Origin of the sequence: Caryophanon tenue (assembly GCF_001700315.1) — a bacterium.
GTDB classification, from domain to species: Bacteria; Bacillota; Bacilli; order Bacillales_A; family Planococcaceae; genus Caryophanon; species Caryophanon tenue.
In genome coordinates this window covers 75360-101338 of sequence record NZ_MASJ01000002.1, presented here as the reverse complement: position 1 = coordinate 101338, position 25979 = coordinate 75360, and the positions used below count along the sequence as shown (strand labels likewise).

Below are 25979 nucleotides of genomic sequence, written 5' to 3'. Positions count from 1 at the left end.
TCCTATTAGAATGAGTCATTTATACCGACAAAAGAAAAGCCTCTACATCATATAGACATAGAGGCTGAAAGTCATCATCTTAAAAAGAATCCGAATTCCGATGTCCTCGGTAGGATCATTAAGTGACAAGTCACTCCTACTGTCTACGGTACAAATGGATGATTCACAACAGCATCCATCTTACCAAGTAAGCGGTGTGTTGTCAATAAATTAATTTAAATTACTTTAAATTATTTAACTACTACAGTTGCAGTATCAACTTTAACAGCTGGACCCATTGTAGTTGTTACGTTTACTGACTTCATGTAAGTACCTTTAGCTGCAGCTGGTTTAGCTTTAGCGATTACATCGTATACTGCTAAGAAGTTTTCAACTAATTTTTCAGTTTCGAATGAAACTTTACCGATTGGTGCGTGGATGATACCAGCTTTTTCAGCACGGTATTCAACTTTACCAGCTTTGATTTCATTGATTGCTTTAGTTACGTCGAAAGTAACTGTACCAGTTTTAGGGTTTGGCATTAAACCTTTTGGTCCTAATACGCGACCGATTTTACCAACTTCACCCATCATGTCTGGAGTAGCAACGATTACATCGAAATCGAACCAACCTTGTTGGATTTTAGTGATGTAGTCTGCATCGCCTACGAAATCAGCGCCAGCAGCTTCTGCTTCTTTTGCTTTTTCGCCTTTAGCGAATACTAATACACGTTGAGTTTTACCAGTACCATTCGGAAGTACTACTGCACCACGAATTTGTTGGTCGTTCTTACGAGTATCGATACCTAATTTGAAAGCAACTTCTACTGTAGCGTCGAAGTTAACTGTGCTTGTTTTTTGTGCAAGAGCGATTGCTTCTGCAGCTTCATATAATTTAGAACGGTCTACTAATTTAGCAGCGTCTTGTAGCTTTTTACCTTTTTTAGCCATTGTTAATTTCCTCCTTGATTGTGGTTATAGCGGATTATCCTCCCACGAATAAAGGTTGCGCACTCAAAATAAATATTCTGAATGCAGCAACCTCCAAAAACAAAAACATCATCAAGTGAAGATGGGATTAGTCTTCGATAACGATACCCATGCTTCGTGCAGTACCTTCAACCATTAACATAGCAGCTTCAACTGAAGCAGCGTTAAGGTCAGGCATTTTTTGTTCAGCGATTTCGCGAACTTTATCACGTTTAACCGTTGCAACTTTCTTACGGTTTGGTTCACCAGATCCAGATTGGATACCAGCAGCTACTTTAAGTAGTACTGCAGCCGGTGGAGTTTTCGTAATGAAAGTGAAAGAACGGTCCTCGAATACTGAAATTTCAACTGGAATAATTAAACCAGCTTGGTCCGCAGTACGAGCGTTGAATTCTTTACAGAATCCCATGATGTTAACACCCGCTTGACCTAATGCAGGACCAACCGGCGGTGCTGGGTTTGCTTTACCAGCAGGGATTTGAAGTTTTACAACTTTAATAACTTTTTTAGCCACGAGACACACCTCCTTAAGTCCGTGATGTGGTAATTGGGTTGCCCCTCCCACTCAAATATCTGTTCGTCAGCTAAGTTGCCGATAACATTAAAATTATCATCAGTGTCAGTAAGTCGTCAATTATAAATATAATTAAGTCAGTCTGACCTTTGAAATGATACCACTTTTAAATATTATAAGCAAGTACAATTAATTACTAAATTTTTTGAACTTCTGTGAAGTCTAGTTCTACCGCTGTTTCGCGGCCAAACATATCAACAGAAACTTTTAAAATACCTTTTTCTACATCTACTTCTTCTACGCGACCTTGGAAGTGTGCGAATGGACCATCTAACACTTCAACAACATCTCCCGCAGAAATTTCAACTTCACCAATTGCCTTCGTTGTCATACCAACTTGCGCTAATAAACGCTCAACTTCTTCTGGTAATAATGGTGTTGGTTTTGCTCCGCCACCTGATGAACCGATGAATCCTGTTACACCTGGTGTGTTACGTACTACATACCATGAATCATCTGTCATGATAATTTCAACTAACACATAACCTGGGAAGATTTTACGCATTACAGAACGTTTTTTACCATCTTTTAAATCTGTTTCTTCGTGTTCTGGAACGATTACGCGGAAAATTTTATCTTCCATGCCCATTGTTTCAACACGTTTTTCTAAGTTTGCTTTCACTCGGTTTTCATAACCAGAGTAAGTGTGTACTACATACCACTGTTTTTCCATATTAGTAGGACTTAATTGTCCGTCCCTCCCTTACAAAATCATCGAATCTTACCACTCGATTTCACACAAATTCTATATTTCTTAAAATATTTCACGAGCAAATGAAAAAACCCGTTGTTTGAACAATGACGGGCTATTTTCGACACATATGAACGCTGTACTAATTATAAATCCAAATACCAACGGAATAATTCTGAAATCCCATAATCCACTACCACAAAAAATAACGCCATAATTACAACTGTTGATACAACAACGACTGTATATTTCGTTAGCTCTTTACTTTTTGGCCAGCTTGTTTTACGCATTTCTGAAAATACTTCACGTAAGAAACTCGTAACTTTATTCATGTAGCCTAACCTCCGAATAACTCGTTCTTCTATATTGCTCTAGCCTTATATTGTCTCTTTATGGATTGTGTGCTCATTGCAGCGCGAGCAAAATTTCTTAAGCTCCATTCGCTTCGCTACATTGTCTTTTTTCGGCAATGTATAGTTGCGAGAGCCACATTTTTCACAGCAAAGTACGACTTTATTAGCCATTTTTATCACCTTTTTTGGCATTTTGTCTTTTAAAGACTATCACCTAAATTATATGCTGTCAACAATAGACAGACAGCTTTTAAACACCTAAATGTCTCTCCAACTTACGCTTTACACGTTGCAATGCGTTATCTATAGACTTCACGTGACGATTCAAGACTTCTGAAATTTCATTGTACGATTGTCCGTCTAAATACAACGTTAAAACTTGCTTTTCAAGCTCACTTAACACTTCGTTCATCTTCGCCTCTAATTGGGCATATTCTTCTTGTGAAATAATACGCTCCTCAGGGCTTTCACTCACATCATTCGTAATCATATCGAGCAGCGTGCGATCAGATTCTTCATCATACACCGGTTTATCGAGCGAAATATACGAATTGAGTGGCATATGCTTTTGTCGTGTAGCTGTTTTGATGGCCGTTATAATTTGTCGGGTAATACAAAGCTCTGCAAATGCCTTAAACGAAGCGAGCTTATCGCCCCTAAAGTCGCGGATTGCTTTGTATAAACCAATCATACCTTCTTGAATAATATCTTCTTTATCTGCGCCAATTAAAAAATATGTTCTTGCCTTAGCTTTCACGAATAGGCGGTATTTCGTGATTAAAAAATCTAGCGCATCCGAATTACCAATTTGGATTAACGCTAATAACTCCTCATCTGCGAGATGCTCAAAGCCTTGGATTACTTCTACGGAATTACCTTTAATCAACGACCTCACCCCTGCTACACTGGAAATTTTTAGAAATAGTATAACGAAATTGGAAAATATAAGTCAATTAATCTTTTAACCCTCGACGAAGACGTTCAAGCTTTATGGCGACGTCAGGGCTTACAGAAATACGATTTTTTTGTTTTTGTAACTGCGTTGATTTTGCTAAGCTTTCAATTTGCTTTTTGACAACACCGACTTCTACAGCAAGCTCACTCGCTGGCATACGTGATGCACCTAGCCCGAAAATAACGTTTTGCTCTGTCATATCAGAAGTTGCTACGACAATTTGCGTGTGGCGATTACGTAGTTCATGTGTTAGTCGTTCAATACATTCATCGGCAGATTCTTTTTCTGCTGTATAGATGACCTCTAATGCATGCTGGTTATATGTTTGCTTAATGCCCGGTACAAAGTGCGCATCAAAGACTACGATGACACGCCATCCTTTTTGCGCCTTGTATTCTGCCATGAGCTCGATTAAACGATCTCGCGCATCTTCTAAATTGTCATCACGCAATTTTCGAAGTTCCGGCCAGTAGCCAATCATATTGTAGCCATCTACTAATAAAATATGCTGTTTCAATTACGCTTCTTGACGCTTACGATAAACCTCATACATTAGCAATGCTGCTGCAACAGAAGCGTTTAGCGATGTTACATGTCCAATCATTGGTAAGTGGTATAAAAAATCACATTTATCACGTAGTAAACGCGCCATTCCTTTTCCTTCACTTCCAATAATTACTGCTAACGGAAGCGTTGCGTCCATTTTACGATAATCAACAGAACCTTGTGCATCTGTACCAGCAATCCAAATGCCACGATCTTTCAGCTCATCCACGGTTTGCGCTAAGTTTGTTACACGTACAACCGGTACATGCTCAATCGCACCCGTTGATGCTTTTGCAACGACCGCGGTTAATCCTACTGCACGACGCTTCGGAATAATAATGCCGTGTACACCAATTGCATCGGCTGTACGCATAATCGAACCTAAATTATGTGGGTCTTCTAATTCATCTAAAATTAAGAAGAATGGGTCCTCGTTTTTTGCAGCGGCTGCTGCAAATAGGTCATCAATTTCTGCATAATCATACGCAGCAACTGCCGCTACAATCCCTTGATGATTTTCTGCTAATTTATCAATTTTTTGCTTCGGCACGAATTGTACAAGTACACCGCGCTCTTTTGCTAAATCAAGTAGTTCCTCTACACCTGTTTTTTTAACGCCTTCAGCGATAAATAATTTATTAATTTCACGCCCTGCACGTAGCGCCTCTAATACAGGGTTTTTCCCTGCAATCATTTCACCTTGAATGTCTTCTTGTGGTGTTGGCTCATGTTGTGCGAACTCTTTTTGTTGTTGACGTTGTGCTTTATAGTCCGGCTTTTTATTGTCGCGTCCTTTAAAATCACGTGGTTTACGATCTCGTTGTCTTTTCTCCGCCATACTTACACTCCTTTCGACTGCTCTACAATATCAATTGAATACGTAATGATGTCATTCGCGCGTTCAAATTGCTGTAGTAAAAATAAATAACCTAATACCGCTTCAAATCCAGAACTATTCCGGTATGTGCGGACATCTGTATTCTTTGGTACAGAGCCTGATTTCGCATTGCGTCCACGGCGGAACACAGCTTGCTCTTCCTCTGTTAAATAACCTTCTTCAATCATACGTAGCACAATAAGTGACTGTGCTTTCGCAGATACATAGTGGGTCGCCTCTTTATGCAACGCATTTGGACGGACGCCACCTTTTCGTAATAAATGTTCGCGAACACGTTGCTCAAGCACCGCATCTCCCATATAGGCGAGTGCGAGTGCATTTAACTGTTTAATATCTTCATTGCGAAGTGTTGTCAACTTCCTTACCCTCGTTTCCAACGTGTACCTTGACGTGTATCTTCTAAAATGATGCCCATATTTTGCAACATATCACGAATTTCATCTGCTCGCGCAAAGTTACGGTCTTTACGAGATTGAATACGCTCTTCTAATAACGCGTCAATTTCAGCATCTAATAATTCTTCTTGTTGTTCAAATACAAGCCCTAACACATCGCCCAATGTTGTGAAAGCATCTAAAAATGCTTGCAGTACACGCGTTGTTGTATTCGTTTCGTTTAAATAAACATTTGCTACATGTGATAGCTCAAATAAATCTGAAATCGCATTCGCTGTATTAAAATCATCATCCATTGATGTTTCAAATGATGCACGAACCGCTTCAATTTTCGCTAACCATTCATCATTTTCAGCGCCTAGCTCGGCAGTAACAGACAAACGGTGCTTCACATTGTTAAATGATGTACGTAAACGCTCTAAGCCAGCTGCAGCGCTTTCCACTAAATCTTTCGCAAAGTTAATTGGGTAACGATAGTGTACAGATAACATAAAGAAACGTAGCACTTGTGGGTCAATTTGCTTTTTAATATCATTCACAAGCACGAAGTTACCAAGTGATTTTGACATCTTTTCGTTATCGATATTAATGTAGCCGTTATGCATCCAGTAACGTGCAAATGTTTTATCATTATGTGCCTCTGATTGCGCAATTTCATTTTCGTGATGAGGGAATGTTAAATCCTGTCCACCTGCGTGAATATCAATTGTATCACCTAAATGTTCACGTGCCATTACTGAACATTCAATATGCCAGCCTGGACGACCTGTTCCCCAAGGTGATGCCCAGAAAATTTCTCCAGGTTTTGCTGCTTTCCATAACGCAAAGTCAAGTGGGTCTTCTTTCTTTTCCCCTGCTTCGATACGTGCCCCTACTTTTAAATCATCAATGTTTTGATGTGATAATTTGCCGTAGCCATCGAATTTACGCGTACGGTAATATACATCTCCTTGTGATTCGTACGCATAGCCTTTTTCAATAAGCACTTCGATAAAACGAATAATGTCATCCATGTGCTCTGTTACTTTCGGATGCGCATCTGCTTTTTTACACCCTAAATCTGTAATATCTTCAAAGTAAGCATTGATGAAACGCTCCGTTAACTCGGATGTTTCCTCCCCTAACTCATTTGCTGCTTTAATAATTTTATCATCAACATCGGTGAAATTTGATACGAATGTCACGTCAAAGCCACGGTACTGTAAATAACGACGTACTGTATCATATACAATTACCGGACGTGCATTCCCAATATGAATATAGTTATATACAGTCGGTCCACATACATACATCTTTACTTTCCCTTCTTCTAAAGGGATAAACGGTTCCTTCTCACGTGATAATGAGTTAAAAATTTGAATGCCCATAGTCGCTAGCTCCTTTTTTCAATTACTCAAAAAACATCTGTTCTCTATAAAATAAAAGCGCCCCTGTCAAAAAAGACAGAGACGCATACATTACGTGGTTCCACTCTGGTTAAAGCATCTCTGCTTTCACTCAAAATGTCCGGTAACGAGGACAAAACGTTCCTACCTACTTCATATTTCGGTAAGACGCTCAGAGGTGCATTTCTGACTTCCAGTGGCTCAGGTCACTTCCAGCCGATGATGACCCTCTCTACTATGAGCATGTAAACCATACTTCTCCTCGTCTACGCTTTATACGTTCATTGTACAATTAGTTTGCGAATTTTTCCACGCGTGCGATTACTTTTTCTTTTCCAATTAACACGATTGCATCTGCAAGCTCTGGACCGTGTGTTTGACCCGTTGTTACAACACGAATTGGCATGAATAAGTTTTTCCCTTTCGCACCAGTTTCTTTTTGTACTGCTTTAATTGACGCTTTAATTGATGCTGCATCGAATGTTTCGATTGCTTCAAGTTGCGCTTTAAATGCAGCCATAACTGCTGGCACTAATTCACCCGCTAATACTTCTTGTGCTTCTGCATCATACTCAAGCTCTTCTTTGAAGAATAATGATGATAACTCAACGATTTCCGCACCGAAGCTCATTTGCTCGTGGTATAAACCGATTAAATCAGATGCCCAAGCCGCTTCTTGCTCTGTTAATTCTGTTGGCACTAAACCAGCTTTTTGTAAATGTGGTAATGCAAGTGCTACAACATCTTCACGTGATAACGTTTTAATGTATTGGTTGTTCATCCATGTAAGCTTCACTTTATCAAACATTGATGGTGATTTTGATAAACGCTTTTCATCGAATAATTTTACTAGTTCATCATGTGAGAAGATTTCCTCTTCCCCTTCTGGTGACCAGCCTAATAATGCGAAGAAGTTAAACATCGCTTCTGGTAAATAACCCATATCTTTATATTGTGCAACGAATTGAATAATTGATTCGTCACGTTTTGATAATTTTTTACGCTCTTCATTAACGATTAACGTCATATGACCGTATTGTGGGTATTCCCAACCGAACGCATCAAAAATCATCATTTGTTTTGGTGTATTTGATAAATGCTCTTCTCCGCGGAATACATGTGTAATATCCATGAAGTGGTCATCTAATACAACCGCATAGTTATATGTTGGAATACCATTTGCTTTTACTAATACCCAGTCACCGATATCTTTTGATTCAAATGATACGTCACCACGTACTAAATCGGTAAAGTTATACGTTACGCCTTCTGGTACAGCCATACGAATTGTATACGTTTCGCCAGCTGCTTCTTTAGCTGCAACTTCTTCTGCTGATAAATGACGACATGTGCCATCATACGTAGGTGCTGCTACACCTGCTGCTTTTTGCGCTTCACGAGATGCTTCTAACTTCTCTGAAGAACAGAAACATTTGTATGCTTGACCTGCTGCTAACATTTTTTCAGCGTGTTCTTTATAAATATCTAAACGCTCCATTTGACGGTAAGGTGCATATGGTCCACCGATATCAATTGACTCATCTGGTGTAATCCCTAACCAACGTAAATTGTCTAATTGTGAAGCTTCTCCACCTTCAACATTACGCTCAACGTCTGTATCTTCAATACGAACGATGAAATCTCCACCATTATGTTTTGCGTATAAATAGTTAAATAATGCTGTACGAGCGCCACCGATGTGTAAGAAACCAGTTGGTGATGGCGCATAACGAACGCGTACTTTTTTCGTCATGTTAAATCCTCCTAATCGTCGCATGTCTTTTTGGCACGGACCTTTTAACTTTGTTCATTTTACCATTGTCCCTGTGTAAATTAAAGTGTTCGACAAATGAAAAGCTGTAAAGTAGACCTCGCTACTTCACAGCTTCTTCATGTTTCATTACTTCTTTTCAATTAATAAAATTGTTGCTAATGCTGCAATACCTTCTTCACGACCAGTGAATCCAAGTTTCTCTGTTGTTGTTGCTTTAACGTTTACTTGTGATGGGTCAGCATTTAAAAGCTCGGCAATACGATTTTTCATCGTCTCAATATGCGGTGCCATTTTTGGACGTTGCGCAATAATTGTTGCATCAACATTTCCTAATACATAGCCACGACCCTCAACAATTTTCCAAATGTATTGTAGTAATTTTGCAGAGTCTGCATCTTTCCACTCTGGGTCTGTATCTGGGAAATGACGACCGATATCCCCTTCGCCAATTGCACCTAATGCTGCATCTGTAATCGTATGTAATAATACATCTGCATCCGAGTGCCCTAATAAACCACGGTCATGTGGAATTTCAATACCGCCTAAAATTAATGGACGTCCTTCCGCAAATGCGTGCACGTCATAGCCTTGTCCTACTCGAAACATAATCATGTACCTGCCTTTATCAAATATTAGTTGTAGTGTATCACAAACTGAGCCACTTCTCGTGAAAAAAGCTGCTGCGAAAGTTCATCACTTCCACAACAGCTTTTCGTTACGCTTGTCGACTAGTTAAAATCGCTTCACCAAATACTAAATCTTCCTTCGTTGTCATTTTGACATTTTCATAACTACTTTCAACAATATGCACATGATGGCCGATATTTTCGACAAGCATCGCTTCATCCGTTCCTAAAAAACCAACTTTATCTGCTACATCCGATGCTTCTTTTAATAAGTCATAGCGGAATGCTTGTGGTGTTTGAATGCTCCATAATCGTTCACGGTCAACCGTTTCTTGAATGATGCCATCTCGGACAATTTTCATTGTATCCTTCACACGCACTCCCGCAATAGCTGCACCCTTTTCAAATGCTACAGCCGCTAATTTATCAATGGTTTCTTGTAAAATAAACGGACGCGCAGCATCATGTACCATCACTAAATCCGTTGGCTCCATTTTTACTAAACAAGAACGCACGCTATGTTGTCGTTCTGCTCCGCCTGTTGGCAAGCCTTTTACCTTTGTAATGCCTGCTTCTTGAATAAGCTGTTCAATCTGCTCGCGCTCACTATCTTTTACGGCAAGCCAAATACCTGTGCATTTAGGGTCTTGCTCAAACACATGCAATGTATGCACAAGAATGGTTGTCCCTTGTAATTCTAAAAACAATTTATTTTTCCCAGCGCCCATACGTGTGCCGCTTCCCGCTGCTGGTAATACTACTTCATAATTCATGTATGCCACTTCCTACTCTTCCTTTGGCTTCGCAAAAATCATTCGGCCCGCTGATGTTTGAAGTACACTTGTCACTTCAACGCGAATTGTTTGTCCGATATAATTGCGCCCACCTTCAACAACTATCATTGTACCATCATCTAAATATGCTAGCCCTTGATTATATTCTTTGCCGTCTTTAATAACAAGCACCTGCATCATTTCTCCAGGAATAACAACTGGCTTTACCGCATTTGCTAAATCATTAATATTTAACACATGAACATTATGAAGCTCCGATACTTTATTTAAGTTAAAATCATTCGTGACAATTTTGCCACCCATTTCTTTCGCAAGACGTACAAGTTTCATATCAACTTCTTGTACATCTTCAAAATCGCGCTCCGTAATAATAACTTCTGTTTTCCGCTCATCCTGCAGACGACGTAAAACGTCCAAACCACGTCGGCCACGTGTACGCTTCAACGTATCCGATGAGTCAGCAATATGCTGTAGCTCTGTTAAGACAAACTGTGGTACAACAAATACCCCTTCAACAAAACCGGTTAGTGCAATGTCAGCAATTCGACCATCAATAATTACAGATGTATCTAATAATTTATAGTGCACTGTCGTTTGTTCTTGTTTAATCGTCTCTGTTTTTTTACGTTCTTGTTTCGAAAGTATAAATAACGATAAAATATCTTCGCGTTTTCGAAAACCAATTTGGAAACCTAAATAACCTAAAATAACAGAAATAACAAATGACACAACACCTGTGATACTTGGTAGTTCAATACGTTCAAGCGCTACACCGACAAAGTAAGCTAAAATCAAACCAATGATTAATCCTACCGTACCGAATAGTAAATCGCCTGTTGGAACTTTAATCAGTACATCCTCTAACCAGCGTATTAATTTCACACAATAATCCGCCAAAAAGAACGATAAAGCGAATAGTAAAATTGCGCCTAAAAGTACGGAAACATATGCATTGTTAAGCCAAGGGTTGAATGATAAATCGATAAGTTCATAAAAAATCGGCAAGAATATAAGTCCTAATGCGCCCCCAACGAATAAAAATGCAATCTGGATCACTCGCTTTAACATGTAAACACCTCTCTTTCTGAATTTTTAAATATAACCTTTATTATACAATGTTTCCCCTCTAAATACTGTTTTGCACATATTTTGTAACAGTTCCTTTACAATTCCACCTGTACTAATACAGACGGACATATTTTCTGCTTTATCCAAATTTACGCTACTTCATACCCTTTTATGCTATTTCACTATACTAATTCTTGTCAAAATTGCACATTTTCTTTTCATTCGTGACAGCGTTCTTTTAAAATTGCAAATTTCGCACTCAAAGAGAATGCAATCGTTTACAATCAGCAGAGTATATTTTGAAAACTTATCGGGAGGGATTTTTTCATGAGCGAAACAACAAACGTTAAAGAAGTGAAAATTGCTACCGCTGATCCATCGGCAATCGGCCTATTCGGTTTAGCAATCGTAACACTTGTTGCGTCTACACAAAAACTAGGTTGGACAGATGGTCTTGGCTTAGTCATTCCTTGGGCAATTTTCCTAGGCGGTCTTGCACAGCTATATGCATCGATGTTAGATGCAAAACATAACAACACATTCGGCACAACTGCATTCGGAGCTTACGGCTTCTTCTGGTTAGGTGTTGCTATGTCTTGGTTTATGCAAGCTGGCGTATTTGGCGACAAATTCGTAATCGATGGTAACCAAATGGGTGTTATGTATGTCGGTTACTTAATCTTATCGATTTTCTTAACAATCGGTGCATTAGAAACGAATAAAGTATTATTCTTTATTTTCTTCTTAATCGACTTTTTATTCATCGGTTTAGCATTCAGCGCATTCGGTATTATGGAGCACGGCATGCACTTATTAGCAGCTTGGGCTGAATTATTCATCGCCATCCTATCATTATACGGTGCAGGTGCAAACGTCTTAAACAAACACTTCGGCTTCGCATTTTTACCAATCGGCAAGCCATTTGGCATTATTAAAAAGCCATCAGCAAAAGCAGCGACGAAAACATCTCGCGCATAATAAAAAACCACTGAGTAAACGGCATACTCAGTGGTTTTTTCTATTTTATAATTCGTTAAAGCATTGACGCAGTGCATCCGCAATTGTTTCAACCCCAATAACATAAATGCCGTCAGGAAACTCCCAACCACCAATATTCGATGCTGGAATGAAAACACGTTGGAAACCAAGCTTTGCTGCCTCTTGTACACGTTGTTCGATGCGCGTAACACGACGTACTTCTCCGGTTAAACCAACCTCACCGATAAAACAATCGGTCGGCTTAGGTGCTTGATCTTTAAAGCTAGAGACAATTGACGTTAATAACGCCAAATCAATTGCGGGCTCGTCTAGCTTTACGCCACCCGCTACTTTAATATACGCATCCTGTGATTGAAGCATCATACCCATACGTTTCTCAAGTACCGCCATTAATAGTTGCACCCGGTTTTGGTCAACCCCCGTCGCCATCCGCTTCGGATAGTTAAAGCTTGTCGGTGTAACGAGTGACTGAATTTCAACTAAAATTGGTCGTGTTCCTTCCATTGATGCCACAATGACTGAGCCAGGTGCTCCTTGTGAACGCTCCTGTAAAAATAACTCTGATGGGTTCAGTACTTCCTTCAGTCCATTTTGTAGCATTTCAAAGATGGCAATTTCATTTGTTGAGCCGAAGCGGTTTTTTTGACTGCGTAAAATACGATGGTTATGATGACGCTCCCCTTCAAAGTAAAGCACTGTATCTACCATATGCTCTAAAATACGCGGCCCTGCAATTTGCCCTTCCTTCGTAACATGCCCAACTAAGAAAATAGCAATATTTTTCGTTTTTGCAATGCGCATTAGCTCTGCCGTACATTCCCGAACTTGCGACACCGAACCTGGTGCGCTTGTCACTTCTGGATGATGTACCGTTTGAATAGAATCGACAATGACAAACTTCGGCTGTACTTCCTCAATTGTTTGGTGTAAAAACTCTAAATTTGTTTCAGCGTAAATATACAGCTCTTCTGAAGCAACACCTAAACGTTCTGCTCGCAGCTTTGTTTGGCGAATCGATTCTTCCCCTGAAATATATAACACCCGATGCCCTTTATTCGACATTAGAGCTGATACTTGTAATAATAGCGTGGATTTTCCGATACCTGGGTCGCCCCCAATTAATACGAGTGAACCAGGTACAATACCGCCACCGAGTACACGATTGAGCTCACCCATTTCCGTTTCAATGCGTGGCTCTTCCTGCGTTTCAACTTTAATAATCGGTACTGCTTTATTGGATACGGTGCTTGAATGTTGGAATGCACCACGCGGCCCTTTCGCCACCATTTCGACTTCTTCATTCATCGTATTCCATGCACCACAACCTGGACAACGCCCCATCCATTTTGCTGATTCATAACCACAATCACTACACATAAATTTCGATTTTTTCTTTGCCATGTCACCCTCCGAATGTTTGTTCTATATTTATTATACGCAAATTCGAAAGAGTTTCCTAATGATAATCATTCATATCAAAAAAGTGTAGCGAGTTCTATAAAAGAAGCCGACACACTTCTCATTTAAAATAACTCGCTATAGCCTAACGCTCGTAGGTAATTCGCTGACTCTTCTAAACAAGTAAATGGGTCACGACCGTGAAACACGTCGTCCAAAACGCAGACAATTCGTCTATACATAACGAAACAAAGCACCGGCGAAATTTAACATTCACCGATGCTTTGTTCAATTTAGAGGGGGTTTTGTCCCACCCTCATGTATCCAACTATTTATTTACTTAATGAGATAGCTTCTTTCGGCGTTACTTTGAAATTACCTTCTACATAGTCAACAACTACATCTTGGCCTTTTTTAATATTGCCCATTAATAGCTCTTCTGATAACAAGTCTTCTACATGTTTTTGAAGTGCTCGACGAATTGGACGTGCCCCGTATTGTGGATCATATCCTTCTTCACCAATTTTTTCGATAGCCGCTTCTGTTAGCTCTAACGAAATATCTTGCTCATGTAGACGTTTCGTTAATGAAGCTGCCATGTATTTCACGATTTCATTTAAGTGCTGCTTCTCTAATGAGTGGAACACAATCATTTCGTCAATACGGTTTAAGAACTCTGGGCGGAATGCCTTTTTCAGTTCTTCTAACATTGTTGATTTCATGTCTTTTTGTTTCGACTCAGAAGATTGTGCACTGAACCCTAACGTCTTACGGAATTTCACCGCATCTGCCCCAACATTCGATGTCATAATGACAACCGTGTTACGGAAATCGACTGTGCGTCCTTTTGAATCTGTTAAGCGTCCATCGTCTAATACTTGTAATAAAATATTAAATACATCTGGATGTGCTTTCTCGATTTCATCTAATAAAATAACTGAATATGGTTTACGACGTACTTTTTCTGTTAGTTGTCCGCCTTCATCATAACCAACATAGCCTGGAGGTGAACCAACTAAACGAGATGTCGTATGTTTCTCCATGTACTCAGACATATCTACACGAATCATGGCATCTTCATCGCCAAACATCACTTCCGCTAATGCGCGGGCTAGTTCCGTTTTACCAACACCTGTTGGTCCTAAGAAAATGAATGAGCCGATCGGACGTTTCGGGTCTTTTAAGCCTGCGCGAGCTCGACGGATTGCACGAGAAATAGCTTCTACTGCCTCGCCTTGCCCTACGACACGTTTGTGTAATTCTTCCTCAAGCTTTAATAGTTTTGCCGATTCTTCTTCTGCAATTTTTGATACTGGGATACCTGTCCACATTGAGACAACTTGTGCAATATCTTCTACCGTTACTTGCGATTGCTCACGGTTCTTCTCTTCTTCCCATGACTTCTTCGTCGTTTCACGTTGCTTTTTTAATTTTTGCTCTTTATCACGAAGCTCTGCTGCTTTTTCAAAGTCTTGGCTTGAAATCGCTGCTTCCTTCTCTGATTGAAGTGCCTCTAATTGCTCTTCAATTTCTTTTAAGTTTGGTGGTGCTGTGAATGAACGTAAACGCACTTTTGAGCCTGCTTCATCAATTAAATCAATCGCCTTATCTGGTAGGAAGCGGTCTGAAATATAACGGTCTGACATTTTCGCCGCTGCTTCAATTGCTTCATCCGTAATTTTTACACGGTGATGTGCCTCGTAACGGTCACGTAAACCATGAATAATTTGAATGGACTCTTCCACTGTCGGCTCATCTACTTGAATCGGTTGGAAACGACGTTCTAATGCCGCATCTTTTTCGATATATTTACGGTACTCATCAATTGTTGTTGCACCGATACATTGTAGTTCACCGCGGGCAAGAGATGGCTTTAAAATATTTGAAGCATCAATTGCACCTTCTGCACCACCAGCGCCAATTAATGTGTGTAATTCATCAATGAATAAAATAATATTGCCTGCTTGGCGAATTTCATCCATCACTTTTTTCAGACGGTCTTCAAACTCGCCGCGGTATTTTGTACCAGCGACAACTGTTCCCATATCAAGTGTCATTACACGCTTTTCACGTAATGTTTCTGGCACTTCATTTGAAACGATACGCTGTGCTAAGCCTTCAGCAATGGCTGTTTTACCAACACCTGGCTCACCAATTAATACCGGATTATTTTTTGTACGGCGTGATAGTACTTCAATAACACGCGTAATTTCTTTTGAACGACCAATAACTGGGTCGAGTGAACCTTCACGTGCAACTTGTGTTAAATCACGTGCTAAACCGTCTAATGTCGGTGTTGCCGCTGCTTGTGATGCTGGCGTACCGTTTTGTTGTGAATCATTATTACCTAATAATAATAAAACTTGTTGACGTGCTTTATTTAAACTTACACCTGCATTATTTAAAACACGAGCTGCTACACCTTCGCCTTCACGAATAAGTGCTAATAGTAAGTGCTCTGTGCCAATATATTTATGACCTAATTTACGTGATTCATCTACTGATAGCTCAATTACTTTTTTAGCACGTGGTGTGTAATGTACGATTGGTCCCACTGTTTCTGTACCTTTCCCCATTAACTCCTCGATGCCTGATTCAATCATTTGCGGGCTTACATCAATTGCCTCTAATGCTTTTGCTGCAATGCCGCCACCTTCACGGATAAGACCAAGTAAAATATGTTCTGTCCCAATAGATTCGTGCTTCCACTGAATTGCCTCTTCTTGAGCTAATTGTAAAACCTTCTGTGCGCGTTGTGTGAATCGATTAAACATCATACAATATCCTCTCCTTTTTCCCCGTTGTTGTGTTCTTCTGTATGTGACTCGGTCAACTGTTCGCGCAATAATGTTGCGCGTACGAGATCTCGTTTTTCTGGTTGTAATGTTGCATCTGTATGTTGTTGTAACAGCCCTCGTTGGATGAGCATCATACATTGATTGATAGTCGCAATGCTAACATCATGTATGTAACCTAGATTAATCCCTAACCGAACATTCGATAAACATGTAGCTGCTTCTTCACTCGTTAATGTTCGGGCATAACGTAATGTACCAAGAGAGCGGAAAATACGATCTTCTAATGTGAGTGCCGCACGTTCAACTAATTGTTCACGCGCTTGTTGCTCACGTAAAATAATCTTTTCGGCAACTGCTTGCAAATCCTCTAAAATATCTGCTTCAGATTTACCAAGTGTAATTTGATTCGACACTTGATACATATTGCCTAAATTTTCGCTTCCTTCTCCATATATACCCCGTACAACCATTCCTAAGCGTGGCATCGTTTGAATTAATTGCTTCATTTGATTCGTTAATGTGAGTGCTGGCAAATGAAGCATCACCGAGGCACGAAGCCCTGTCCCTAAATTCGTTGGACACGTTGTTAAATAACCTAGTTTTTCATCATACGCATACTCAAGTTGTTGTTCTAACTGACTATCTAATTCATTAGCTGCGTCATATGCTTGTTGTAACTGAAGGCCTGGACATAAGCTTTGAATCCGTAAATGGTCTTCTTCGTTGACCATTACACTTACTTGCTCATCTTGGCGAATGAGCAACGACGCACCTTTTTTTCGCTTTGCAAGTAGCGGGCTAATCATATGTTTTTCAACAAGTACTAAACGTTCCAATGCACTTAACTCATCCATTGGCAGCGCTCGATATTGCTGTGACGCCAATAGAGATGTCACTTTTTGTTGAATAAGAGTCGCTTCCTCTTCCGTTTGTAAGCGTGGAAAACGATAATTCGTAATGTTGCGCGCGAGACGAATACGTGTACTAATAACAATGTCATCTTCACTCGGTGCTTCCATCCAAGAAGGCGTTGTCGCTTTTAATAAAGGATCTTGCGTCATACATTATCGCCTCCTAACAACTGCGCTTCTAATGCTCTTGCCTCATCGCGTAGTTTCGCTGCATCTTCAAAGCGTTCTTCTTCAACAGCTGTTTTCATCGTTTGACGAATAAGTTCAATACGTTTTTTTAATGACATTTTTTCATTTACTACATGTGGTACTTTCCCAACATGCTCGATATCACTTTGAAGTCGCTTTAATAAAGGGGGCAACTCGTCATGAAAAGCGTCATAGCAAGACGGACATCCGAATTTACCATCCTTTAAAAACTGCTGAAATGTAAGCTGGCAATGCGAGCAAGCTGTTGTGTGTTGTTCTTTTTGTTCTTGCTGTTGCCATGCTGGTGTTCCGAACCATGTTGTTAATAGTTGTTGCAACGGTGTAGCATCTTGAAGTTCCACGTGAAACGTCTGAAGATTCGTCGCACACTCATGGCATAAATGTTGTTTTGTTTTTTGACCGTTATTCATTGTTGTCATCACAATCGCCGCTTCGCGTTGCTGACAATGTTCACAATGCATGACTGAACACCCCATTTATTTTTCATATAAAATCGTCATTAACATAGCGCGTAAAATATTCGCACGTAATTCATCTCGTACCGGTAACGGCAGACGAAGCACTGACCGATCCATCGCAGCTAAAATGATTTTCGCTTCCCGCTTTGAAATAATTTGTTCATCAATTAAACGGTACGTAATATCTTCCGCTACATTTTGTGAAAGTTCTTCGCCAATTTGCGCGAGCATAACGTCGAGTAAATCTTTTTTTGAATGCGCGCGTACACGTGTAATGCGAATATATCCGCCACCACCACGTTTACTCTCTACAATATAGCCTCGTTCAGCTGTAAAACGTGTGCTAATGACATAGTTAATTTGCGATGGTACACATTGAAACTGATCAGCAATGGCACTTCGCTTAATTTCAATATGTCCATTACCTTCTGCTTCTAGAACGCGCTTCAAATATCCTTCTATGATGTCTGATATATTTCCCATACGTCGTTTCACCTCACCTTTCCAACTGACTTTGACTATCTTTGACTTTATTATAATAAGCAGTAAAGTCATTTTCAAATAATTTGCCCTGTTATTTTTAGTCAGAAACATATTACACAATAAAATATGGAGATATACGCTTTAAAAGCAATATACGGATACGAAAAGATAATAAGACAAAAAAATATCCTTCAGCAGCGATAACTGCTGAAGGATATTTTTCTACGCCGAGCTCTTCGTTATGTCACCTGTTACTTGACGTCACTACTATAAAATATGTTTAACGATTGGGTATTCCCACGGTGCGTCCGATAAAGCTTTTACAATACCAATGACTGGCACAATTACCGTCATCGCCGCAAACACGATTAAGAATGGTAAACCAATTAAAATCCAAGATAAAAATGCTGACACGCCGATAAGTACCCACATCACAAATTGGAACAATAAAGCCTGTAACGATAATTTTTTAATCTCTTTATCTTGACTAATAATGAAGAATAAAATGGGTATTAGTACGGGCATAAAAAACGCGCTTGCATGGATTAAAATTTTAGACCATTTTGTTTCCATCATAAATCCCTTCCTTTTCTTATTGAATCTATATTTTCTGTCTCTCTATTTCCGCTGTTAGTATAATATACGAATGACAAGCCATTTAGTTTCAAATTTCTAAAAAAATTTATAGGTTTATTTCTTCCTTTTTTTGCGAATAAATAAACAGAAGGACGGTGTTTCATTTGATTCATACTATGGCGATTACAAAGGATCATCAATTTATTAATGATGCTCCGCTCGAGACGATTAAAAACAATACCTATGATTGGTATTGGGTAGACTTTGACTGTCCAACACCTGACGAGGAACAATTACTCGCTAGCTTTTTTCATTTTCATCCGCTCGCAATTGAAGATTGTTTACAACAACTACAACGCCCGAAATTAGATTTTTATGATGACTTTCATTTTTTCGTTATTCATTCCATCAATAAAGAAACATTATTTGCCGAAGAAATTAATATTTTCATTCATGAAAATTTCATCGTCACGTTTCATAAAAATGCACTGAGTGAAATGGGCAAAGTAAAAAAATTAATTCAATCAAAGCCTAAATCGTGGGACCGAGGACCAATTTATGTCATGTATCAAATGATTGATAAAATTGTCGATTCCTACTTCCCACTCGTCTATAAAATTGAAGACTATTTGAATGCGTTGGAAGATGCGTTAACATACCAAAATAATTTGCAGTCGATGAAGCTCGTATTGGAATTTCGCAGTGATTTATTACAGCTACGTCGCACCATTTTACCGATGCGTGATTTACTGTACCGTATTATTACTTCCTATCGTTTTCGCCTGAAGAAAAGTGAGCGTGCGTATTTTGAGGATATTCATGACCATTTAATGAAGCTCACTGATATGATTGAATCTAATCGTGAAATGACCGCAGATATGCGTGATAGCTATATGGCACTAAATTCTAATCGCATGAATGGTATTATGATGATTTTAACCATTGTGTCGACCATTTTTATCCCGCTCACATTTATCGCTGGTGTATACGGCATGAATTTTCACTTTATGCCGGAACTCGATGGCAAGTATAATTACTTTATTGTGTTGATAGTGATGTTCGTTATCGCTGTTGCTATGCTTGTATTATTTAAAGTAAAAGGATGGTTTATCTTCTTCAAAATGTAGCGACAGCCTCATAAAAAAGCCTTCCGAACGCATTGTAACGCTTCGGAAGGCTTTTTTTCACTTTTTAAATGGATATTTTTGTTGCCCTTTGTCTGCTTCTTTTTTCTGTGCAATACGCTCTTCACGCTTACGCTTTTCTTTTGCGTGACCTTCTTCGATAATTTTTTCCTGCTCTGGCGATGGGAACATAACAATCGATACAACACCTGAGATTAACGCTGCCCAAATATACATCGTTAAACGGTCATCTTGCGGAAATTCTGGGTAAAACTGATTTACGATAAACATTGCACCAAAGAAGGTAGCAATCATAATAGGAATAACAATTTTCAAACGAGTTCTTTTCAACATTTAGAAAACGGCCCTTTCTCTTGAACACGGTATTTTTCATTTAATGTTACTTCGTTTCACATGAAAACTCAAATGTCCGAGTAGCTGGACACAAAATTGTACCGCTCTTACCTTTTCCTCTTTATCCTATGACATTTCGATGAATTTTTCATAGTAAACGGTAAGTTTTTATACCTTTTCTCATAGTTCCGCTTTAAAATGGAGGTATCACTTATTTATAGAACGGAGAAAATAGCAATGTCGTGGTTTAAAAAGCAGGCACCTACATCTTTTTTAGAGATTTCTCATCATTTGCCACAAGTTAAATTGGATGTATCAGGTTACAATGATTTACAGACGCAAATTCAGTTATTAAATTTATCAACGACAGATTTAGCAATTTTAAAGCAATTGCAACCGCTCATTCAGGTACTTATTCCAAGCATGGTGAACACGTTTTACGAAACAATCAGCCAAAGCCCTGAACTACGTGGCATTTTAGGCGACGATGCACGTATTAATCGACTAAAAGGCACATTGAATACGCATATTGGCGATATTTTCAATGGCTGTATTGATACAAAATATATATCCGACCGTGAGCGTATTGCTGAGACTCATGTCCGTATCGGCTTAACGTCAAAATGGTATATTAATAGTTTTCAATCTTTAACGACAACGTTTAACCATTTTTTACAAACGCTTGAAATGCCCAAAAACGAAATGCTTCAATGCGCAAATGCTTTCGCTAAAGTCATTAACTTAGAACAACAGCTTGTTATTGATGCGTATGAAAAAGAACGTCGCCGCATTCGTCAAGAAACAACAAACTTTAAAAATAACATCATTACAAAAATTCAACAGACCGCAGAAGAGCTAAATGCGATTAGTGAAGAAACGACTTCTTCACTCCAAATTATTTCTTCACAGACCGAAGACATTACAAATTCAACGATGCAAGGCTTACATTTTGTAGCCGATACCGAAAGTCGTTCTTCTGTTGGACGAGACCAGTTAACGCAACAGCATCATTTAATGGGCGTTGTCCTTTCAAGTGTCGACCAATTAGAACAAACGATGGAAAAGCTACGCCACTCTTCTCAAAAAATTTCGGAGATTGTCGGCTTAGTTACAGGCATTGCTGACCAAACGAATTTATTGGCACTGAATGCGTCGATTGAAGCAGCACGCGCCGGTGAACACGGGCGTGGCTTCGCGATTGTTGCAGAAGAAGTACGCAAATTAGCCGAAGAAACAAAAAGCGCTGTACAAAACGTTTCGTATTTAATTAAAGAGACTGAGCTCAATATTTCAGGCATGGCCGATTCTGTTAATAGTGTGGATACTCAAATTCAAAAAAGTGTCGAAACACAAGAAAGTATTTCGCAATCATTTACATCAATCGCTGAAGCGGTGTCAGGTATTAAGGAGCAATATATGCATACAAATGAAGATATCGCTCAAATTTCTCATTTAATTTCGGAGCTTATCGCAGGCGCAGAACTTGTCGCAAGCTCATCTGATTCCTTAGTAGAAACGATTCATGATTTAAATCAATCTTAATAAAAAAACGTCCGAGAAATAATTCTCAGACGTTTTTTTATTTATGTGATTCTAACGAACGTTTGGCATTGCGATGCGCGCGACGACCTGGCGCAGTTTTAAATAAACGCTTGTCCGCTTCTGTTTCAGGAAACACGCCCGGTACTTCTCGTGGCTTTCCTTGCTCATCAATCGCTACCATTGTAACAAATGATTCTGTCGTTAAACGCGTCGTACCTGTCACTAAATTTAGTGCATTTACACGTACATAAATTTCCATTGATGTACGTCCTGTTGAGGCGACAACCGCTTCAAGCTCTAGCACATCTCCAGCATACGCAGATGACACAAAATCAACGGAGTCAATCGATGCTGTGACCGTGTTGCCACGTGCATGCTTCATCGAGGTAATTCCTGCAATTTCATCAATATAAGCAAGTACTTTCCCGCCAAAAATCGATCCGTGATGATTTGTATCAGGTGGTAGTACAAGATGGGTTTGAATCGTACGCGCTTCGTTCATAGATACTGCATTCATCGGTGCACACTCCTTACTGAAAAATAATCTTCTCGTAGTGTAGCACATTCCTTCTATAGCGGTTGTGAAAACGCATTTAAAACGATTTTTTCATCGTAATAAATTTTAAATCAGTCATTTCTTCAATCGCATATTGAATACCTTCTCTACCGTAACCGCTATTTTTCACGCCACCGTATGGCATATGGTCAACGCGGAATGTTGGAATATCGTTAATAATGACCGCACCGGCTTCGATTTCATCTGCCGCTTTTAATGCATCTGTTAACACATTTGTATAGATCCCCGCATTTAAGCCTAAATCAGATTCATTTACAAGCGCAATGGCTTCGTCTAACGTGTCGTACGCCATAATCGAAACGATTGGTGCAAATGTTTCTTCACACACGATGCGCATCGATTGCGTCACATTCGTCATAACAGTCGGTGATAATGTTCGTTCGGTAAACTCGCCACCTGTTGCGACTGTTGCTCCTTGTGCTGTAGCATCGTCAATCCACTGTTGAATACGTGATACCTCGTCTGGGTGAATCATCGCACTAACATCGGTATTTTCATCGAACGGGTCACCAAGCGTTAAACGATTTGTTGCCGCGACAAACTTTTCTGTAAAGGCATCGACAATGGAGCGATGAACATAAATACGTTGTAACGAAATACATACTTGTCCTGCAAAGTTGAATGCACCATTTACAGCGCGGTCAATAATGTCATCTAACGGTGTCGATGGCTCAACAATAAGTGCCGCGTTCGAACCAAGTTCTAGCGTAATTTTACGTAAGCCGACTTTTGCTTTAATGCCTAGACCGACTTTGCCAGAGCCTGTGAATGTCACTTTCTTCACGTGTTTATGCGTAACAAGTGTGTCCGATAACTCGCCACCCGACCCTGTGACAATTTGCAGACAACCGTCTGGTAAGCCTGCTTCCTTAAAAATGTCTGCCATTATTAGGGCACTTAGCGGTGTTTGCGTTGCAGGCTTTAGTACAACGGTATTGCCAACTGCAAATGCCGGCCCTAATTTATGCGCTACTAAATTGAATGGAAAGTTAAAAGGTGTGATAGCACTCACTACACCTAACGGAATACGCTTTGTATAACCGATACGGTCTTGCGTTCCCGGTGCTACGTCCATTGGTATAACCTCACCATGTGCGCGCTTCGCTTCCTCTGCTGAAAACTGATACGTTGCAATCGTACGATCAATTTCTCCAAGCCCCGCTTTTAGAGGCTTTGCCGCTTCGTCCGCTAAAATATGCGCGAGCTCCTCGCGACGAGCGCGCATAATGTCGACAACACGATATAAAATTTCTGCACGCTCATATGCAGATGTTTTGCGGAATGATGTAAATGCGGTATGAGCACCTTCAATTGCTCGTTCAACGTCATGCACATTCGCTTTGGCAACTTTCGCAATTACCTTTCCTGTGTACGGTGAAGATAACTCATACGTATTTTCAGTTTGTTCCCACTGACCATTTATCCATAATTTTGTTTCTTTCAACATAGCCACCTCCGTTAGTTCTATACCCATTATACGCCTTTTACACAAAGAAAAAGGTGCTGAAACAATTCGTCTCAGCACCAAATTTTATAAATGTAAGCTCGCTAATTCCTCCGGTGTGAACGCTCGTGAACGTGTTAAAAAACGTTTCCCTTCAACACCTTCTAATGAAAACATACCACCACGTCCATCGACGACATCAATAATGAGTTGCGTATGCTTCCAATAATCAAATTGATTTTTGTGCATATAAAATGGCGCACCACCAATTTCACCAAGTAAGACATCTTGGTCACCTAAAAATAAGTCTCCTGCTTCATAGCACATCGGCGACGAACCATCACAGCAACCACCTGACTGATGAAACATAATATCTCCGTGCTTCTGTTGTAACTGTTTAATGAGTGCTAGTGCCTCCTCTGTTGCCTGAACACGTGCTGTCATACTAGCACCTCCTTCCTCTTTAGAAGAAGCCTAATTTATTTTCATCGTAGCTCACAAGTAAGTTTTTCGTTTGTTGGTAATGCGCTAGCATCATTAAATGGTTTTCGCGTCCGATACCTGACATTTTGTAACCACCGAATGCTGCATGTGCAGGATATTGATGGTAACAGTTTGTCCAGACACGCCCTGCTTGAATACCACGTCCGAAGCGGTATGCTGTATTCATATCGCGCGTCCAAATACCTGAACCTAAACCGTATAATGTATCATTCGCAATCTCAAGCGCTTCTTCTTTTGTTTTGAATGTCGTTACCGATACAACTGGTCCGAAAATTTCTTCTTGGAAAATACGCATTTTATTATTGCCTTTAAATACAGTTGGCTTCACGTAGTAACCATCCGCTAATTCACCGTCTAATACGTTGCGGTCACCACCTGCCAGTAACTCAGCACCTTCTTGCTTACCGATGTCTAAGTACGACAAGATTTTTTCAAGCTGTTCGCTCGAAGCTTGTGCCCCAATCATTGTTTCAGGGTCTAATGGATTGCCTTGCTTAATCGCTTCTACACGTTTTAACACGCGCTCCATAAACGCATCATAAATGGACTCTTGTACTAGGGCACGTGACGGACATGTACAAACTTCCCCTTGGTTTAATGCGAATAATACGAAGCCTTCTACCGCCTTATCTAAAAATGCATCGTCTTCATTCATAATATCTTCAAAGAAAATATTCGGTGATTTTCCGCCAAGCTCTAACGTCACCGGAATTAAGTTTTGCGATGCGTATTGCATAATTAAACGCCCTGTCGTTGTTTCACCTGTGAATGCAATTTTACCGATACGTGGGTTTGATGCAAGTGGTTTTCCTGCCTCTAAACCGAAGCCGTTGACGATATTGACAACGCCTGGTGGTAATAAGTCACCGATGATTTCCATTAAGAATAAAATCGAAGCTGGTGTTTGCTCAGCCGGTTTTAATACGACACAGTTTCCTGCTGCAAGTGCTGGCGCTAGCTTCCAAACTGCCATTAATAGTGGGAAGTTCCACGGAATAATTTGACCGACAACGCCAATTGGTTCATGGAAATGATACGCCACTGTGTTGTTATCGATTTGACTAAGTGAACCTTCCTGTGCACGAATCGCCCCTGCAAAATAACGGAAATGGTCAATGGCTAATGGTAAATCCGCATTTAATGTTTCACGTACAGGCTTCCCGTTATCCCATGTTTCAGCAACCGCAATTTTTTCTAAATTTTCTTCCATACGATCAGCAATTTTATTTAAAATATTCGCACGTACCGCAACTGATGTTGTACCCCATTCACCTTTCGCTGCGTGTGCTGCATCTAATGCCGCTTCAATATCCTCTGCTGTTGAGCGTGCGACTTGTGTAAACACCTTACCTGTAACCGGCGTAATATTATCAAAATATTGCCCTTTAATTGGTGCTACCCACTCACCGTTAATATAGTTTTCATAACGCTCTTTAAATTGAACAATCGAACCTTCTGTGTTTGGAAATGCATATGTCATTGAAGTATCTCCCCTTTGATTCATTGTTTAATATGCAGTATAGACATATTTAACAACATTTTCACACACTTCTATTTTTTATTCAACTAACAGC

Annotated in this window: 28 protein-coding genes, 1 pseudogene and 2 other annotated features; of the genes and pseudogenes, 4 read left to right on the top strand and 25 right to left on the bottom strand. The window is 39.8% G+C overall.

Features of this window, described 5'->3' with window-relative positions; genetic code table 11:
• Positions 1–23: 23 nt before the first annotated feature.
• Positions 24–167 (bottom strand) — a sequence feature (ribosomal protein L10 leader region).
• A 63-nt stretch (positions 168–230) separates the two neighbouring features.
• The 14 genes from rplA to A6M13_RS02960 form a co-directional block, all read right to left on the bottom strand.
• A complete protein-coding gene (gene rplA / locus A6M13_RS03020; protein ID WP_066542785.1) occupies positions 231–929 on the bottom strand; it encodes a 50S ribosomal protein L1 in 699 nt (232 codons plus the stop codon).
• 127 nt (positions 930–1056) lie between these two features.
• Entirely contained in the window at positions 1057–1482 is a 426-nt protein-coding gene (gene rplK, locus A6M13_RS03015) for a 50S ribosomal protein L11 (protein WP_042478596.1), read from the bottom strand.
• Between the two features lie 196 nt (positions 1483–1678).
• On the bottom strand, positions 1679–2215 hold the full coding sequence (gene nusG / locus A6M13_RS03010) for a transcription termination/antitermination protein NusG (protein WP_066542784.1): 537 nt from the start codon (positions 2213–2215) through the stop codon (positions 1679–1681).
• Between the two features lie 164 nt (positions 2216–2379).
• The gene (secE, locus tag A6M13_RS03005) at positions 2380–2565 is read right to left on the bottom strand and encodes a preprotein translocase subunit SecE (protein ID WP_066542783.1); all 186 of its coding nucleotides are present in this window, start codon (positions 2563–2565) and stop codon (positions 2380–2382) included.
• A 45-nt stretch (positions 2566–2610) separates the two neighbouring features.
• Positions 2611–2778 (bottom strand): 50S ribosomal protein L33, encoded by a 168-nt coding sequence (gene rpmG, locus A6M13_RS15970; RefSeq protein ID WP_083998193.1) that lies wholly within the window; start codon positions 2776–2778, stop codon positions 2611–2613.
• Positions 2779–2836: 58 nt separating this feature from the next.
• Positions 2837–3472, bottom strand: a complete 636-nt coding sequence (gene sigH, locus A6M13_RS03000) for an RNA polymerase sporulation sigma factor SigH (protein WP_066542782.1) — start codon at positions 3470–3472, stop codon at positions 2837–2839.
• A 67-nt stretch (positions 3473–3539) separates the two neighbouring features.
• Positions 3540–4058 carry an NYN domain-containing protein gene (locus A6M13_RS02995; RefSeq protein ID WP_281181704.1) on the bottom strand — a complete coding sequence of 173 codons (519 nt, stop codon included), beginning with the start codon at positions 4056–4058 and terminating at the stop codon, positions 3540–3542.
• Positions 4059–4781 (bottom strand): 23S rRNA (guanosine(2251)-2'-O)-methyltransferase RlmB, encoded by a 723-nt coding sequence (gene rlmB / locus A6M13_RS02990; RefSeq protein ID WP_245669220.1) that lies wholly within the window; start codon positions 4779–4781, stop codon positions 4059–4061. It lies immediately after the preceding gene.
• A 146-nt stretch (positions 4782–4927) separates the two neighbouring features.
• The gene (locus A6M13_RS02985) at positions 4928–5341 is read right to left on the bottom strand and encodes a Mini-ribonuclease 3 (RefSeq protein ID WP_211270285.1); all 414 of its coding nucleotides are present in this window, start codon (positions 5339–5341) and stop codon (positions 4928–4930) included.
• Positions 5342–5346: 5 nt separating this feature from the next.
• The gene (gene cysS, locus A6M13_RS02980) at positions 5347–6747 is read right to left on the bottom strand and encodes a cysteine--tRNA ligase (protein WP_066542780.1); all 1401 of its coding nucleotides are present in this window, start codon (positions 6745–6747) and stop codon (positions 5347–5349) included.
• Positions 6748–6821: 74 nt separating this feature from the next.
• Positions 6822–7043, bottom strand: a binding site (T-box leader).
• A gap of 14 nt (positions 7044–7057) precedes the next feature.
• Positions 7058–8518: a glutamate--tRNA ligase gene (gene gltX, locus A6M13_RS02975; protein WP_066542779.1), complete on the bottom strand. Its 1461-nt coding sequence runs from the start codon at positions 8516–8518 to the stop codon at positions 7058–7060.
• Between the two features lie 147 nt (positions 8519–8665).
• Positions 8666–9145 (bottom strand): 2-C-methyl-D-erythritol 2,4-cyclodiphosphate synthase, encoded by a 480-nt coding sequence (ispF, locus tag A6M13_RS02970; RefSeq protein ID WP_066542835.1) that lies wholly within the window; start codon positions 9143–9145, stop codon positions 8666–8668.
• A 109-nt stretch (positions 9146–9254) separates the two neighbouring features.
• Positions 9255–9938 carry a 2-C-methyl-D-erythritol 4-phosphate cytidylyltransferase gene (gene ispD / locus A6M13_RS02965; protein WP_066542778.1) on the bottom strand — a complete coding sequence of 228 codons (684 nt, stop codon included), beginning with the start codon at positions 9936–9938 and terminating at the stop codon, positions 9255–9257.
• A 12-nt stretch (positions 9939–9950) separates the two neighbouring features.
• On the bottom strand, positions 9951–11027 hold the full coding sequence (locus tag A6M13_RS02960) for a PIN/TRAM domain-containing protein (protein ID WP_066542777.1): 1077 nt from the start codon (positions 11025–11027) through the stop codon (positions 9951–9953).
• 327 nt (positions 11028–11354) lie between these two features.
• Between A6M13_RS02960 and A6M13_RS02955 the strand changes: the two genes are divergently transcribed.
• The gene (locus A6M13_RS02955) at positions 11355–12005 is read left to right on the top strand and encodes an acetate uptake transporter (protein ID WP_066542776.1); all 651 of its coding nucleotides are present in this window, start codon (positions 11355–11357) and stop codon (positions 12003–12005) included.
• 45 nt (positions 12006–12050) lie between these two features.
• Here A6M13_RS02955 and radA read toward each other — a convergent pair whose 3' ends face one another.
• The 6 genes from radA to A6M13_RS02925 form a co-directional block, all read right to left on the bottom strand.
• Positions 12051–13427 carry a DNA repair protein RadA gene (gene radA, locus A6M13_RS02950; RefSeq protein WP_066542775.1) on the bottom strand — a complete coding sequence of 459 codons (1377 nt, stop codon included), beginning with the start codon at positions 13425–13427 and terminating at the stop codon, positions 12051–12053.
• A 329-nt stretch (positions 13428–13756) separates the two neighbouring features.
• Positions 13757–16201 (bottom strand): ATP-dependent Clp protease ATP-binding subunit, encoded by a 2445-nt coding sequence (locus A6M13_RS02945; RefSeq protein WP_066542774.1) that lies wholly within the window; start codon positions 16199–16201, stop codon positions 13757–13759.
• Complete coding sequence (gene mcsB / locus A6M13_RS02940) at positions 16198–17283, bottom strand: protein arginine kinase (RefSeq protein WP_066542773.1); 1086 nt, start codon at positions 17281–17283, stop codon at positions 16198–16200. Before mcsB ends, A6M13_RS02945 begins: the two co-directional genes overlap by 4 nt.
• Positions 17280–17804 (bottom strand): UvrB/UvrC motif-containing protein, encoded by a 525-nt coding sequence (locus A6M13_RS02935; RefSeq protein ID WP_066542772.1) that lies wholly within the window; start codon positions 17802–17804, stop codon positions 17280–17282. Before A6M13_RS02935 ends, mcsB begins: the two co-directional genes overlap by 4 nt.
• A gap of 15 nt (positions 17805–17819) precedes the next feature.
• Positions 17820–18284: a CtsR family transcriptional regulator gene (locus A6M13_RS02930; RefSeq protein WP_066542771.1), complete on the bottom strand. Its 465-nt coding sequence runs from the start codon at positions 18282–18284 to the stop codon at positions 17820–17822.
• Between the two features lie 267 nt (positions 18285–18551).
• Entirely contained in the window at positions 18552–18857 is a 306-nt protein-coding gene (locus tag A6M13_RS02925; protein ID WP_066542770.1) for a magnetosome magnetite crystal formation protein family, read from the bottom strand.
• A 167-nt stretch (positions 18858–19024) separates the two neighbouring features.
• Between A6M13_RS02925 and corA the strand changes: the two genes are divergently transcribed.
• Entirely contained in the window at positions 19025–19987 is a 963-nt protein-coding gene (gene corA / locus A6M13_RS02920; RefSeq protein ID WP_066542769.1) for a magnesium/cobalt transporter CorA, read from the top strand.
• Between the two features lie 57 nt (positions 19988–20044).
• Here corA and A6M13_RS02915 read toward each other — a convergent pair whose 3' ends face one another.
• Positions 20045–20338, bottom strand: coding sequence for a hypothetical protein (locus A6M13_RS02915; RefSeq protein ID WP_066542768.1), 294 nt, complete (start codon positions 20336–20338; stop codon positions 20045–20047).
• A 198-nt stretch (positions 20339–20536) separates the two neighbouring features.
• Between A6M13_RS02915 and A6M13_RS16705 the strand changes: the two are divergent.
• A pseudogene (locus A6M13_RS16705) lies at positions 20537–21112 on the top strand (protoglobin domain-containing protein); the annotation flags it as partial.
• Positions 21113–21271: 159 nt separating this feature from the next.
• Positions 21272–21880: a methyl-accepting chemotaxis protein gene (locus A6M13_RS16700; protein ID WP_425393906.1), complete on the top strand. Its 609-nt coding sequence runs from the start codon at positions 21272–21274 to the stop codon at positions 21878–21880.
• 37 nt (positions 21881–21917) lie between these two features.
• On the opposite strand, the gene A6M13_RS02905 is transcribed toward A6M13_RS16700, so the two are convergent.
• The 4 genes from A6M13_RS02905 to adh form a co-directional block, all read right to left on the bottom strand.
• Positions 21918–22397 (bottom strand): acyl-CoA thioesterase, encoded by a 480-nt coding sequence (locus A6M13_RS02905; RefSeq protein WP_066542766.1) that lies wholly within the window; start codon positions 22395–22397, stop codon positions 21918–21920.
• Positions 22398–22473: 76 nt separating this feature from the next.
• Positions 22474–23901: an aldehyde dehydrogenase family protein gene (locus A6M13_RS02900; protein ID WP_066542833.1), complete on the bottom strand. Its 1428-nt coding sequence runs from the start codon at positions 23899–23901 to the stop codon at positions 22474–22476.
• Between the two features lie 87 nt (positions 23902–23988).
• A complete protein-coding gene (locus tag A6M13_RS02895) occupies positions 23989–24345 on the bottom strand; it encodes a DUF779 domain-containing protein (RefSeq protein ID WP_066542765.1) in 357 nt (118 codons plus the stop codon).
• 19 nt (positions 24346–24364) lie between these two features.
• Complete coding sequence (adh, locus tag A6M13_RS02890; protein ID WP_066542764.1) at positions 24365–25885, bottom strand: aldehyde dehydrogenase; 1521 nt, start codon at positions 25883–25885, stop codon at positions 24365–24367.
• Between the last annotated feature and the right edge of the window lie 94 nt (positions 25886–25979).